Below are 12,915 nucleotides of genomic sequence, written 5' to 3'. Positions count from 1 at the left end.
GGCTAAAGAGACCACGAGGCCATTGCTGCCGGTAATTTCTGTAACTTCCGTAGGAAAGGGGGAAATCTTGAGGTGATTGGCCCGACCAATGGCAGCTTGACCCGGCACGCGAACTAGGGTTTCCTGAAACCGGTTTCACCCTGTCCAGACAACTACCACAAGGATGACAGGCCATGAGTCGATTTTCCCCCGGTCATAGGGTCACCATGCAAGATGTCGCGCGCCAGGCGGGAGTCTCCAAGGCCAGCGTGTCACGTTTCATCGGTGAAGACCGCGGTCTGCTCTCAGAAGCCATCGCCGGGAGAATCGAACAGGCGATCACGACCCTCGGCTATCGCCCCAATCAAATGGCACGAGGCCTCAAGCGCGGGCGCACCCGCCTGATCGGGATGCTGGTGGCCGATATTCGAAACCCCTACTCCGTCGCCGTGATGCATGGTGTCGAGACGGCGTGCCGACAGCATGGGTACACGCTGGTGCTATGCAACACCGACCGCGATCCAGGCCGCGAAGTCGAACAGCTGGATGCACTTCGCGCTTATAACATCGAAGGTCTGATACTCATCACGCTTGGCGGGCATGCCGAGCAATTGCAGGCGCTGCGCGGTGAGCTGCCCGTGGTGCTCATAGACCGCAAGCTTGAAACCTTCGGTACCGATCTGGTAGGCCTGGACAACGGCGCGGCCGTGACGCTAGCCCTGGATCACCTTCTTGAGCGAGGTTACCGAGACATCGCACTGGTCATGGAGCCGCTGGAAGGCGCCAGTTCTCGCGCGGAACGGCGTGCGGCCTTCGAGACAGGCATTGCCGCCAGGCCGGGCATCAAGGGCCGGGTGTTCTACACCGGGCAGTCGCTGGCTGACGATCTCAAAGATTTTCGAGAGGGCCTTGATAACGGCCCCCAAGCGCTTTTCTGCGCCAATGGCGTGGCCACCCTGGCCGCTACCCTGGTACTGGCCGAGGCGGGTGTGCAGGCGTTCGATACCGTGGGCTTGATCGCACTCGACGATTTGGACTGGTACCCCCTGGTCGGTGGCGGGATTACCGCGCTGGCCCAGCCCACCGACGCCATTGGCCGAGTGGCGTTCGAATGCCTCTTGCGACGGCTGCGGGGCGATACCGGGCCGAGCCGACAGATAGACGTACCGGCTCGCCTGATTGTGCGCAGTTCCACCCCGCGCAGAACGCACTACGCTTAACCAGAAGCTGGGGCCAGCGATGGCAAAGAGTCGCGAACTCGACTGGCCCTGTAACCGGTTTCAGAGGATAACAATAATGCAATCATCCGTTTCCATCAGCCTGTCCAGCTTCGGTGCGCACCTTGTGCGTGCCCAAGGCCAAGCCTGTTTCCTGCCGCTGGTCGCCCAGGCGGGCGCCAGCCACGTGGAGTTGCGTGAAGAATTGCTTGAGCCAGACGCGGACCTCGCCGCCTACCGACGCCAGGCCTCAGCCCTGGGATTGACCCTGGTATACAGTTCTCCCCTGGAGCTGTGGCAGCTCGACAGCAACCGCCCGCAATCCCAGTTGGCAACGGCCCTGGCGGCAGCCTCCGAGGCAGGTGCCTGCTGGCTCAAGGTCTCTCTTGGCCATTTCACGCCTAACGCTGATTTCAAGGCCCTTGCCGATCAACTCAAGAGCTCTCCTGTAAGGCTGCTGGTGGAAAACGACCAGACCTTCCAGGGTGGTCGTATCGAGCCTCTTGTGCAGTTCTTCGCGGGCGCGCGGGCCCGCCAGGTTCCAGTGGGCATGACCTTCGATATAGGCAACTGGCAGTGGCAAGGCCAGTCTGCCCTGGGCGCTGCCGGCCAGCTAGGGCAGTACGTAGACTATCTCCATTGCAAGGCCGTACGGATGAACCCGGAAAGCAAGCTGGTGGCAGTGCCCCCCGAACGTCATGACCTGGCGGACTGGGCGCGTCTGCTTCGCCGCTTCCCTGAAGGCATTGTACGGGCCATCGAGTACCCTCTCGAGGGCGCGGATACTGGCAGGGTAGCGGCTGAGCGCGTGGCAGAACTGGCCACCCTGGGGCGGGAGGTCGCTCATGCCTGAGTTCGATATTCTCAGCTTCGGTGAAACCATGGCGATGTTCGTGGCCGACGAATACGGCGAACTGGCCAGAGTGAAACGCTTTCACAAACGCATCGCCGGGGCTGACAGCAACGTAGCCATCGGCCTGGCCCGCCTGGGGTTGAACGTGGCCTGGCTGAGCCGGGTCGGCAAGGATTCACTGGGCCGCTTCGTCACTGATACCCTGGTGGACGAAGGCCTGGATTGCCGTTTTGTGCGCACGGATCCCGCCCGGCCCACAGGCTTCCAGCTCAAAGGCAGCGAGGCGGACGGGCGCGACCCGGCGGTGGAATACTTTCGCAAAGGCTCGGCCGCCAGCGTGTTGAGCGTCGCTGACCTGGACCCCAGCCTCCTGCGCGCGCGCCATCTGCATGCCACTGGTATTCCTCCGGCGTTGTCCCCTCAAGCACTGGAGCTCTCGGCCAGCCTTATCCGGCAGATGCGCGAAGCCGGGCACAGCATCTCCTTCGACCCCAACCTACGCCCTGCCCTCTGGGCTGATCAGCGCACTATGGTCGATACCGTCAATCGACTCGCCTGCCAGGCCCACTGGGTGCTGCCCGGATTGGCCGAAGGCCAGATGCTCACGGGCGTGGAAGCGCCTCGCGACATTGCCGGCTGGTACCTGGAACGAGGGGTGGAAGCCGTAGCCATCAAGCTGGGTCCGGAAGGTGCCTATTACCGGACCGCTCAGGATGAAGGCGTGGTGGAAGGCTTCGCAGTGGCTCGGGTGATCGACACCGTTGGTGCCGGCGACGGTTTCGCGGTGGGGGTCATCAGCGCCCTGCTCGAGGGCCAGGGTTTCGCCCAGGCGGTCCGTCGTGGCAACTGGATCGGTAGCCTGGCGGTACAGAGCCAGGGCGATATGGAAGGCCTGCCAAGGCGTGAGCAACTGGAAGCGGCGAGGCTGGCGCTGAGCTTGTAGCACCGGGCCGGAAGGCCACCGACGCCTGGCCGGCTTGCAGCCGGGCCCACCTACAACAATACGCGGAGAGCGATCATGAATACGTTGAAACTGGCCAGCCGTCGCTGGTGGTATCTGATGCCGGTGGTATTCATCACCTACAGCCTGGCCTACCTTGACCGCGCCAACTACGGCTTCGCCGCGGCTTCGGGCATGGCTGAGGATCTGCACATCACGCCCCAGCTGTCTTCATTGCTGGGCGCCCTCTTCTTCCTCGGCTATTTCTTTTTCCAGGTACCTGGCGCCCTCTACGCAGAAAAGCGCAGCGTCAAGAAGCTCATCTTCGCCAGCCTTATCCTCTGGGGCGGTCTGGCCAGCCTGACCGGCGTAGTCACCAATGCCTATTGGCTCATCGCCATACGCTTCTTCCTCGGTGTGGTCGAGGCGGTCGTGATGCCCGCCATGCTGGTGTACCTGTGTCACTGGTTCACCCGCGCGGAGCGCTCAAGGGCCAATACCTTCCTCATCCTGGGAAACCCGGTGACCATGCTGTGGATGTCAGTGGTCAGTGGCTATCTGGTGCAGCATTACTCGTGGCGTTGGATGTTCATTATCGAAGGCCTGCCTGCGGTACTCTGGGCCTTTGTCTGGTGGCGCCTGGCCGATGAGCGCCCGGCGCAGGCCAAATGGTTGAGCGCGCAGCAACGCCAGGCCCTGGAGAGCGCTCTGGACGCCGAGCAGCAAGGTTTCAAACCGGTCAAGAACTATGCCCAAGCCTTCCGCTCACCCAAGGTCGTCCTGCTATCAGTGCAGTATTTCTGCTGGAGCATCGGGGTCTATGGGTTCGTCATCTGGCTGCCCTCTATCCTGAAGAAAGGGCAGGACATGGACATGGTGCAGGCCGGCTGGTTGTCGGCGCTGCCCTACCTGGCCGCGGTAGTGGCGATGATACTGTGCTCCTGGGGCTCGGACCGGCTGCAGCGCCGCAAGGCGTTCGTCTGGCCGCCGCTATTGCTGGCCGCACTGGCTTTCTACGGCTCCTACGCGCTGGGAAGCACGCATTTCTGGTGGTCCTATGCCTTGCTGACCTTGGCCGGAGCCTGCATGTATGCACCCTACGGCCCGTTCTTCGCCATCGTCCCTGAGATCCTCCCGGTCAATGTAGCCGGCGGCGCCATGGCGCTGATCAACAGCATGGGCGCCCTGGGATCCTTCGCCGGCGCCTGGGTGGTAGGCTACCTCAATGGCAGCACGGGCGGACCAGGCGCTTCCTACCTGCTCATGAGCGCGGCCCTGGCAATGTCGGCGGTGCTCACACTCTGCCTGACGAAGCGGGATGCAGCGGCCCCGGTCACGCCAGTCGCGCCCCGTACCGCCCATGGCTGACAAGTCCGCCAGGGCAACATCGGTGCGCCCGCGGGACCTGATTTGGCCGGTGGGGTCATGGCTGCTAAAGTAGCCCGCCCCACTGGCCAGACCACCCCTACCCATGACTGCCCTGGTTGTATTCCGCTTCGTTCACTACGCCGCCATTCTGAGCCTGTTCGGGATCAGCCTGTTTCGCCCGCTGTTGCTCAAGGGCGCGCCTCAATTGCCTGCACTGCGCCAGCGTATGGACCCGATCCTGTGTGTCGTGGCACTGCTGGGTTTTCTGAGCGCAATCGGCTGGCTCCTGGCAACCAGTGCCGAAATGACCGGGAGCTGGCGTACCGGCATCGCGGCACCGACCCTGCGTACGCTTTTGTCTGATACCAGCTTCGGTCGGGTATGGGCCGCTCACGTGGTCATCTGCCTGGTCCAGCTGGTCTGGTGGCGCCTGCCCGGCCAACGCTCGCCGGTGCCAGCACTGGCACTGAGCGCACTGGCCGTGGCGACCTTGGCGCCGGTTGGCCATACCGGTGTCAGCCAAGGGCTGCTAGGCACCTTGGTAGCCCTGAACCAACTGGTGCACCTGGCCGCCGTGGGTGGCTGGTTCGGCGCCCTGGGCCTGCTCGCCTGGATAGCGGCCCAACCACGCGGGCTACAACCGGCACGCCTGGCTCTTGCCTTCGGCCGGTACGGGGTCGGCCTGGTATGGGCGATGGCCATCAGCGGGCTGATCAACCTCTGGCTGGTGACAGGCGTCTTGATCCCAAGTGCCGGTGCCTACACGGGGGTACTGGCGCTCAAGCTGCTGGCCGTGGCGGGCATGCTGGCGCTGGCCCTGTGGCACCGCAGGCATGCCGCGATGGCAGCGCCGGCGAACTTGCGACTGACCCTGGGGCTCGAATGGGGCTGCGGCTTGCTGGCGCTGATAGCGGTGGCGTTCCTGGGCACGCTGTCGCCCGTGGCGTGAGCCTCGGCCACTGTCTACACGAGAGGAACTCGACCATGAAAATCGGGATTATCGCCGACACCCATGGCCTGCTTCGCCCCGAGGCTATCGTAGCCCTGCGGGGATGCGAGCAGTTGATCCACGCCGGGGACATCGGCAAACCCGAGATTCTTCGCGACCTCCGCAAACTGGCCCCTCTGCACATAGTGCGGGGGAACAATGACCGTGGCCTGCCATGGGCCGATGGCCTGCCTGACCACCTGCTGATCCCCTTCGGCAACTGGGCGGTCTATCTCACCCATGAGATGGCCCATGTGCCCAAGGTACTGCCCGATTCGGTTCGGGTTGTGGTGACCGGGCATTCTCACAAGCCATTGCTCCAGACCAAGGGCGGCGTGCTTTTCGTCAACCCTGGTAGCGCCGGGCCTCGGCGTTTCAAGCTGCCGGTTTCGGTTGCGTTGCTGGAGACGGGCCCGACGGGGCCTGAGGCTCGCCTGTTGACGCTGGGCTGAACCGCATCTGGCGCAATTGCCGCTGCAAGGCCTCCATCTCCATCAACAGCTCCTCCACCGGGCGCTCGTCTCGCTCCACCGCTTCGCAGCACTTCACCAAGGCCACCGCCCCCACGATGCGCGCGCCACCCTTGATCCGGTGCACCACATCGTCGATCTCCGGGCAGACGGCGGGGAGCGTGCGCAAGCGTTGTTCGTCCTGCTGCAGAGCCTTGAGCAGGCTTTCCCGCAGGCGGCGGGCCGAAGCCGCGCAACCACCGGCCAGGGCGAGCAAGGCCTCGGCCCCCTGGGCTGAGGCCTGAGCCTGAGGGTCGGCCCTGGAATCATCGGACCGAGGCGCCAGGGCCGCCGCCAGGCTGTCCAGCCCTAGGGGCTTGGTCAGACAGTCATCGAAGCCGACTTCGCGGCAACGGGCGCGCGGGGCGCCGCCCACGTCAGCGGTGTACGCCAGCAGGCGGCACCTGGTCAGGCCCTTGCGGTGCTCCTCGAGGCGGATCGCGCGAGCCAGATCGTAGCCGTCCAGCCCTGGCATTTCACAATCGCAGATGACCGCGTCGAAGCCGCCCCGCCCGCACCATTCTCGCAAGCCCTGCGCGCCGTCCCCGGCGACCACCACCCGGTGTCCAAGGTAGCTGAGCTGCTGTGCCAGCAAAAGCCGGTTGGGCTCATGGTCGTCCACCACCAGGATGTTCAGGCTGGCCTGTGCAACACTGGGTGAGGCCGATGCCGGCTCCGGGGCGATCACCTCGCAGATTGGCAGGCGCATCAGGGCCTCCACCCGCGTGCCCTCGCCTTCCCGGCTGTGCAGCGACAACTGGCCACCCATGATGCGACACAGATGATGGGTGATGGACAGGCCCAGCCCGGCGCCCGCCCGCCCGGAGAGCTGATGATTTCCCGCCTGTTGATACGGCTGACAAAGACGCTGCAGATCACCTTGTGGTATGCCTATGCCGGTGTCCTCGACCACCAGCCGAACCGTCAGCTCGCTTGCCGTCGCCTCGCCGGCCAGGCGAACCCGAACGCCTCCTTCCCGGGTGAACTTGATGGCGTTGCTGAGCAGGTTGCCAAGCACCTGCTGAAACCGCAGCGGATCGAGCAGCACGCCCCAGGCCATGTCGCTCTGCGCCTCCAGCCGCAAGGCTAGTTTCCTCTCGCGCGCACGTACTTGGTAGAGCTGGACTACCTGTCGCGCCAAGGCATCTACCTGTACCGGACGTGGGTTCAGAGTCAGGTGGCCTGCTTCGATACGGCTGATGTCGAGGATGTCGCTAAGCAGTTCGAGCAGGCTGCTCGCCGATTCCGACGCCACTCGCAGCGCCAGGGTATCCAGCTCGCCGGTCTCGGCCTTGCGCAAGGCCAGCTCCAACATGCCCAGCACCGCGTTCATGGGCGTGCGGATTTCGTGGCTGGCGGCGGCGAGGAAGCGGGACTTGGCCCGGTTGGCGCTGTCGGCTTCCTCCTTGGCTGCTTCCAGCGCGTCGTACAGGCGCTGCCGCTCGGTGATGTCGATCCAGCCGCCGATAAGCCCGACGATGCTGCCATTGCTGGCCCGGTACGGGAGCATCCAGTGCAGCACCGTCATCCGCCTGCCGCTTTGCAGATGAAGATGACGATCCTCCACGATCGGCTCGCCGTCGCGGATCACCTTCTGGTACAGGGTCTCGTATTCCCGGGCCTGCGCCTCGGTCAAGGGAATGCGCGTGACCGCCTGGCCGACCACCTCCTTGTAACTCACGCCAAGGGCTTGCAGGTAGCTGGCATTGCAATTGAGCAAGCGACCCTCCCGGTCACGTACATAGACCGGATGCGGGGTGCCGTCGATCATGACCCGCATGAATTCCAGTTGATCCTTCAAGGCTTGCTCGGCCTGGCGGCGTTTATAGACCTGGCGCTTGAGCAGGTGAATCCAGAGCAGCGCCAGCCCAAGCATGATGCCGGCGACCCCGAAAGCCGGGGCAACCCATCGGGCTTCGCTGGCCCCCAACGGGCCTACAGGCGCCAGGAAGGTCGCTCGCTCATGGCCTTCGGGCGGACTCTGCCCCAGCCGGGCGGCCCCGGCATCGCCGCTGGCCAGTACCGCGTCGGCTTCGCCCAGGGCAAGCACCGCCATGGCAGTCTGCAAGCGGGCGTACACGGTCGCCGCCTGGCCAGACGCGCTGGGCGTGGCGGCAAGCCCCGCGATCAGGATGAATAGCAGCAGCAGGATGCGCCAACCCTGGCGCCCCGGAGGTTTCAACACAATTGGTGCCTCCTCGCGATTTCCGCCAGGCCTACCACCGAGGGCACGCCCAGCTTTTCCATCAAACGGTACTTGTAGCTGCTCACCGTCTTGGCGCTGAGGGCCAGGTGCTCGCCAATCAGTCGGTTGGTGTAGCCCTTGGCGAGGTGGTGCAGCACCAGAATCTCCCGGTCGCTGAGTTCAGCCAGGCATTCGCGCTCCGATCGTCGGCCATCGGCCTTGCGCACGCTGCTGAGGGTGACGCTGGGGAAATAGCTGTAGCCCGAACGCACCGCGCGCACGGCCTTGCGCAGTTCGCCCAGTTCGTTGTTCTTGGCCACGAAACCGCAGGCGCCCGCCTTCATGCAGCGCAGCGAATAGAATTCGGCCGGAAGCGAGCTGAGCACCAGCACCTTGGTGGGTAGCGCCAGGCTGCGCAGGCGCTGCATCACCGTGAGACCGTCCAGCAAGGGCATGGAGATATCGACGATGGCCAGGTCCGGCTGCAGATCACGGGCCAGTTGCAATGCCTGGCGGCCGTTGTCGGCCTCGCCGGCAATCTCGATGTCGTCCTGGGCCAGAAGCAGGGCGACACTGGCGCGAATGAAGGGGTGATCGTCCACGATCAAAGCCCGGTACATGATGACCTCCTTGGCAATGCCGCCTATCACCTGACGGTGCGGTGATTATTCGGTTTGCGCCTGGCGGAGTCTGTAGGACTGGTCCCAGCTGCTTGTAGGAAAGGTGGAAGAGTTCTATCAGGGAGCAATAACGACGCGGTTGCGGTCCATAGCACAGCCCTGGAAGGACATGACAACCATGCCGGATACCGCCGCACCCGCCATTCCCGATCTGCCCCCCGACCTGCATTACGTCGACGACAGCCAGCCCGGTATCCGCCGACGCAAGCTGCGCGGAAAGTTCGCCTACTTCACTCCGGACGGCGAGCGGATCAAGGACGCGGACCAGATCCAGCGCATCAACGCCCTTGCCATTCCTCCGGCCTACCAGGATGTATGGATATGCTCGGACCCTCGCGGTCACCTCCAGGCCACTGGCCGTGATGCCAGGGGGCGTAAGCAGTATCGCTACCACGCGCGCTGGCGGGAGGTGCGCGACGAAAACAAATATGCGCGAATGCTGGCCTTCGGACGCTCGCTACCCAAGGTGCGGCGCCAGCTCGAGGAGCACCTTGCCACCCCGGGCCTGTCTCGGAACAAGGTCATGGCGGTGGTGATCTCGCTGCTGGATGCGACCCTCATTCGCGTCGGCAATAGCCAGTACGCCCGGGATAATCAGTCCTACGGCCTGACTACCCTTCTCAACGAGCATGTGGAGGTAAAGGGCAGCGCTATCGCCTTCCAGTTCCGTGGCAAGAGCGGCGTCGAACACCAGGTCAGCCTGAAGGACAAGCGCCTGGCTCGGATCATCAAGCGCTGCATGGACTTGCCCGGCCAGCATCTGTTCCAGTATCTGGACGAGGATGGCCAGCGTCACCATGTAAGCTCCCACGACGTGAATGAATACCTGCGCGGCCTGCATGGCAGCGATTTCACCGCCAAGGACTACCGCACTTGGGCGGGCTCGGCACTGGCACTGTCGATGCTTCGCGAGTTGCACTGGCAGCCGGAGCCGGAAGCCAAGCGCCATATCGTGGAGATGGTCAAGCAGGTAGCCAGGCAGTTGGGCAACACGCCGGCGGTCTGCCGACGATGCTATATACACCCGGCGGTGCTCGAGCGTTTCGCCCTGGGGGAGCTCGCTAAGCTACCCAAGCCCCGGCAACGCAAGGGCCTGCGGCTGGAGGAAGTGGCCCTGGCTACCTTCCTGGAACGCCTGCTGGAAGTCGCGGAGAACACCAAGGCGGGGGTGTGAGCGTGAAGGCCGATGGCGGCTCACGGCGCCGCCATGCTTTCTATCCTGCCAGTGGTCGAGCCTCTGGGTTCCCGCGAGCGGGGGTTCGCGGGGCTAGGGTCCACCCCATCAGCCGCCGGTGGGGGGGCATTGGTCAGGCCTGGCCCCCCTGCCATTTTCCTTTTCGGTCCTCGGCCGAGGGGCTTCCCCCTGCTGGTTCAGCTGCTTATGGGTTTCTCCCACCTTGCCGGCGTTGCCTGGCGAGTGGTCAAGGTCTTCGCGTTGAGATTGCTTGGTCATGGTCGTGCCTCCAGACGGTTCACTACGTTGGGCAACGGCGAGACGCTAAATGTTTCCGCTGAACTCATCACCCTGTGGGCCAGTCCCCTTTAAGAGTACTGGCGATGAGGCTCAACCCGATGCACATTTCACTCGAGAAACAAGTTGCGCTGGTCACCGGCGCCAGCTCCGGCCTCGGTTACGCTTCGGCCAAGGCGCTGGCCGCCGCAGGGGCAGCGGTGGTGGTGAACTACCGGAGCCAGGCCGAACCCGCCGAAGCACTGGTGAATGAGATTCGTGAGGCGGGCGGGCAAGCCGTAGCGATCGAAGCTGACGTCAGCCAGGAAGACGCGGTCGACGCCATGTTCGCCGAGGCCATCGACACCTTCGGCGCGCTGGACATCCTGGTCGCCAACTCTGGCCTGCAAAAGGATGCCGCCATTGCCGACATGACCCTGGACGACTGGCGCACCGTGCTGGATGTCAATCTTACCGGCCAGTTTCTGTGCGCCCGCGCCGCGCTGCGGCAATTCGCTCGCCAGGGCCCGCGGCCATGGGTTTCCAGGGCCAATGGCAAGATCATCCATATGAGCTCGGTCCATCAGTTGATTCCCTGGGCCGGGCACGTCAATTACGCCGCCTCCAAGGGGGGCGTGGACCTGCTCATGCGCAGTATTGCCCAGGAAGTCGGTGAACAGCGCATACGGGTCAACGGTATCGCCCCGGGGGCCATCCGTACGGCCATCAACGAACAGGCGACCCAGGGCGAGGCCGCGCGAGACTTGCTTCGGCTGATCCCCTACGGCCGCATCGGGGACCCGCAGGACGTGGCCAACGCTGTTGTATGGCTCGCCTCCGACCTGTCCGACTACGTGCATGGCACCACGCTGTTCATCGACGGGGGCATGAGCCTGTATCCGGAGTTCCGGGACAATGGCTGAAGACCAGAAGACCGCCCAGGTACCGATCCAGCGCCATGGGGTGATAGGCAATATGCGCGCCCTGGCCCTGGTCGCAGACACCGGCAGCATCGACTACATGTGCTGGCCAGAGTTCGACAGTCCCTCGCTCTTCGCAGCCTTGCTGGACACTCCTGCGGCGGGCATGTTCGAGGTCGCGCCACGCCTGCCCGACGCCCGTCGCTTACAGATCTACCTACCCGGCAGCAATGTACTGCAAACGCGCTGGCTGAGCCGCGATGCCGTGGTGGAGGTCACCGACTTCATGCCTGTGGTCGCTGATGCCGGCCTGCCACCGCTTCTGGTTCGTCGGGTCACGGTGGTGCAGGGGCATGCACGGATTCGCATGCGTTGCAGGGTTCGTCACGATTACAGCCGCGCCGATACCCGAGCCCGGCTGGCGGACGGGTGCGTGCTGTTCAGCGCGCCGGATCAGATCGACGTCAGTCTGTCGGCCTCCGTGCCCCTGTTGCTGCAGGAGCACACCGCCATCGCTGACTTCGACCTTGGCGCCGGCGAGCATGCGCAGTTCGTCTTTGGCCATGCGCGCGATGCGCGGGTCAACCCAGGCCGGGTCGAGGAACTGCTCAAGCAGACGCTGGCCTTCTGGCGCCAATGGTTGCGCAAGAGCAACTACCGTGGGCGCTGGCGCGAGTCGGTAGAGCGTTCGGCCTTGGTGTTGAAGCTGCTCACGTCCCGCGAGCACGGCGGAATATTGGCCGCCGGTACGTTCGGCTTGCCCGAGCTGGCCGGCGGGGAGCGGAACTGGGATTACCGCTATTGCTGGATCCGCGACGCCTCCTTCACGGTTTATGCGTTCATGCGCCTAGGCTTCAGCGACGAGGCCAATGCCTTCATGCGGTGGGTTCGCGCACGGGTAAGCGCCTGCAGTGAGGACCCTTCCCCGCTACGCATCGTCTACAGTATCGCCGGTCAGAAGCACCTGCCGGAAGCGCAGCTGGATCATCTCGCCGGCCACCTGGCCTCCCGTCCGGTACGTATCGGCAACCAGGCATATGAACAGAAGCAGCTCGACATCTACGGTGAGCTGCTCGACGCTGTGTACCTGGCCAACAAATACGGGGAGGCGATTTCCCATGAAGGCTGGGAAAACTGCCAGCGCGTCGTTGACCGATTGTGCGAGCAGTGGCAGGAAAGCGATGTAGGCATCTGGGAAATGCGCGGCGCCCCGCAACATTTCCTGCATTCGCGCCTGATGTGCTGGGTCGCCCTGGACCGAGCCATCCGCCTGGCCTACAAACGCTCACTGCCGGCTCCGTTCGAACGGTGGGATCGTGCTCGCCAAGCCATTCACCACGACATATGGACCCACTTCTGGGACGACGAAGCGGGCCATTTCGTGCAACGCCTCGGTAGCCGGGAAGTGGATGCCGCCATGCTGCTCATGCCCCTGTTCCGCTTCGTAGGCGCCACGGACCCGCGCTGGATCGCGACCCTGAGAGTCATCGAGCGGGACCTGGTACGCGACGGCATGGTGTATCGCTATCGCACCCGCGAGGGGACCGATGGACTGGTGGGTGATGAGGGTGCGTTCACCGCCTGCTCGTTCTGGTACGTCGAGTGTCTGGCACGCGCTGGTGAACTGGACAAGGCTCATCTTGAATTCGAACAACTGCTGCGCTACGCCAATCCCCTTGGCCTGTACGCCGAAGAGTTCGACCGTAACGGCCGACACCTTGGCAATACGCCCCAGGCCCTCAGCCATCTGGCGCTGATCAGCGCGGCAACCTTTCTTGACCGCAAGCTCAGCGGTGACAGCAGTTTCTGGCAACCCTGAAAGAGGA

At 64.1% G+C, this 12,915-nt stretch carries 11 protein-coding genes; 9 read left to right on the top strand and 2 right to left on the bottom strand.

Annotation, left to right across the window (positions count from 1 at the left end; all coding sequences use genetic code 11):
* The first annotated feature begins 173 nt into the window (after positions 1 to 173).
* The 6 genes from BN1188_RS19125 to BN1188_RS19100 all read left to right on the top strand — a co-directional run bounded on the left by BN1188_RS19125 (position 174) and on the right by BN1188_RS19100 (position 5,797).
* Complete coding sequence (locus tag BN1188_RS19125; RefSeq protein ID WP_040263168.1) at positions 174 to 1,199, top strand: LacI family DNA-binding transcriptional regulator; 1,026 nt, start codon at positions 174 to 176, stop codon at positions 1,197 to 1,199.
* Between the two features lie 73 nt (positions 1,200 to 1,272).
* Positions 1,273 to 2,049 (top strand): TIM barrel protein, encoded by a 777-nt coding sequence (locus BN1188_RS19120; protein WP_040264288.1) that lies wholly within the window; start codon positions 1,273 to 1,275, stop codon positions 2,047 to 2,049.
* Positions 2,042 to 2,992, top strand: coding sequence for a sugar kinase (locus BN1188_RS19115; protein ID WP_040263166.1), 951 nt, complete (start codon positions 2,042 to 2,044; stop codon positions 2,990 to 2,992). The genes BN1188_RS19120 and BN1188_RS19115 overlap by 8 nt, the downstream gene beginning before the upstream one ends.
* Before the next feature lie 75 nt (positions 2,993 to 3,067).
* Positions 3,068 to 4,357 (top strand): MFS transporter, encoded by a 1,290-nt coding sequence (locus BN1188_RS19110; RefSeq protein ID WP_040263164.1) that lies wholly within the window; start codon positions 3,068 to 3,070, stop codon positions 4,355 to 4,357.
* A gap of 103 nt (positions 4,358 to 4,460) precedes the next feature.
* Positions 4,461 to 5,306, top strand: a complete 846-nt coding sequence (locus BN1188_RS19105; protein WP_040263162.1) for a CopD family protein — start codon at positions 4,461 to 4,463, stop codon at positions 5,304 to 5,306.
* Between the two features lie 35 nt (positions 5,307 to 5,341).
* Positions 5,342 to 5,797 carry a metallophosphoesterase family protein gene (locus tag BN1188_RS19100; protein ID WP_084596288.1) on the top strand — a complete coding sequence of 152 codons (456 nt, stop codon included), beginning with the start codon at positions 5,342 to 5,344 and terminating at the stop codon, positions 5,795 to 5,797.
* Here the strand turns inward: BN1188_RS19100 and BN1188_RS19095 are convergent.
* Together BN1188_RS19095 and BN1188_RS19090 are read right to left on the bottom strand one after the other, a co-directional pair.
* Positions 5,721 to 8,039, bottom strand: coding sequence for a PAS domain-containing sensor histidine kinase (locus tag BN1188_RS19095; protein WP_052469379.1), 2,319 nt, complete (start codon positions 8,037 to 8,039; stop codon positions 5,721 to 5,723). The genes BN1188_RS19100 and BN1188_RS19095 overlap by 77 nt on opposite strands.
* A complete protein-coding gene (locus BN1188_RS19090; protein ID WP_040263158.1) occupies positions 8,033 to 8,659 on the bottom strand; it encodes a response regulator transcription factor in 627 nt (208 codons plus the stop codon). Before BN1188_RS19090 ends, BN1188_RS19095 begins: the two co-directional genes overlap by 7 nt.
* 178 nt (positions 8,660 to 8,837) lie before the next feature.
* Here BN1188_RS19090 and BN1188_RS19085 point away from each other — a divergent pair, with 178 nt between their 5' ends.
* The 3 genes from BN1188_RS19085 to BN1188_RS19075 all read left to right on the top strand — a co-directional run bounded on the left by BN1188_RS19085 (position 8,838) and on the right by BN1188_RS19075 (position 12,908).
* A complete protein-coding gene (locus BN1188_RS19085) occupies positions 8,838 to 9,893 on the top strand; it encodes a DNA topoisomerase IB (protein ID WP_040263156.1) in 1,056 nt (351 codons plus the stop codon).
* A gap of 398 nt (positions 9,894 to 10,291) precedes the next feature.
* Positions 10,292 to 11,092, top strand: coding sequence for a glucose 1-dehydrogenase (locus tag BN1188_RS19080; protein WP_040263152.1), 801 nt, complete (start codon positions 10,292 to 10,294; stop codon positions 11,090 to 11,092).
* Positions 11,085 to 12,908 (top strand): glycoside hydrolase family 15 protein, encoded by a 1,824-nt coding sequence (locus tag BN1188_RS19075; RefSeq protein ID WP_040263150.1) that lies wholly within the window; start codon positions 11,085 to 11,087, stop codon positions 12,906 to 12,908. The genes BN1188_RS19080 and BN1188_RS19075 overlap by 8 nt, the downstream gene beginning before the upstream one ends.
* Positions 12,909 to 12,915: the final 7 nt, after the last annotated feature.

Source organism: Pseudomonas massiliensis, from assembly GCF_000826105.1.
GTDB classification, from domain to species: domain Bacteria; phylum Pseudomonadota; class Gammaproteobacteria; order Pseudomonadales; family Pseudomonadaceae; genus Aquipseudomonas; species Aquipseudomonas massiliensis.
This window is presented reverse-complemented; position numbering and strand designations above follow the sequence as displayed.